General features: G+C 63.8%; 1 protein-coding gene. It reads left to right on the top strand.

From position 1 onward, the window contains the following. Positions 1–89 precede the first annotated feature (89 nt). On the top strand, positions 90–953 hold an 864-nt coding region (locus tag EN750_RS36365), incomplete at its 3' end, for an ABC transporter permease (RefSeq protein ID WP_145968288.1).

The following is a 953-nucleotide window of genomic DNA, read 5'->3' as shown; positions in this document are numbered from 1 at the left end:
GAGCACAAGGGCGTGAAAGTTTCGCCTGGTGAAACCAGCCTCGAGGACGTCTTCATCCAGTTCATGTCTGGGTCGAAGGACAACATGGCATGAACAGCGTCTTTTCCTTCGCCCGGCTTGGCGCGCTGCTGATCAAGGAATTCATCCAGATGCGGCGCGACCGCATCACCTTCGCCATGATGCTCGGCGTGCCGCTGATACAGCTGGTGCTTTTCGGCTACGCCATCAACAACGACCCGAAAAGCCTGCCTGCCGCACTGGTGGCGACGAGCAACGATCCCTACACGCGTGCCATTGTCGCGGCGCTGCAGACCACCGGCTACTATCGTTTCGACCATGTCGCGCAAAGTGCCGCCGAGGCCGAGTTCCTGATATCGCGCGGCGACGTCGCCTTCGTCGTCACCATCCCCGCCGATTTCGCCAGGAGGGTGGAGAGCGGCAGCAACCCGCAGATACTCATCGAGGCGGACGCCACCGACCCGGCGGTGGCCAGCGGCGCCATTTCGACGCTCGGCACAGTCGCCAGCCAGGCGCTGCTGAGGGCGCAAGGCACGCAGGAAGCCGCCGCCGAGGCCGCCAAGGGTCGGCTCGATGTCGTCGTACACCGGCGCTACAATCCCGAAGGCATCTCGCAATACAACATCGTGCCCGGCCTGCTCGGCGTCATCCTGCAGATGACCATGGTGATGATGACCTCGATCGCGCTGACGCGCGAGACCGAGCGCGGCACGATGGAAAACCTGCTGGCGATGCCGTCCAGCCCGCTCGAGATCATGATGGGCAAGGTGCTGCCCTATCTGGCGGTCGGCGGCGTGCAGGTGGTGGTGGTGCTGGCGGCGGCGAAGCTTCTGTTCGCCATCCCCTTCACCGGGTCGATGTCGCTGCTTCTGACCGCCGTGCTGATCTTCGTGCTGGCGCTGGTGCTGCTCGGCTATACGATTTCCACCATCGCC

It is taken from the genome of Mesorhizobium sp. M7A.F.Ca.ET.027.03.2.1, from assembly GCF_003999175.1.
GTDB lineage: Bacteria > Pseudomonadota > Alphaproteobacteria > Rhizobiales > Rhizobiaceae > Mesorhizobium.
This window is presented reverse-complemented; position numbering and strand designations above follow the sequence as displayed.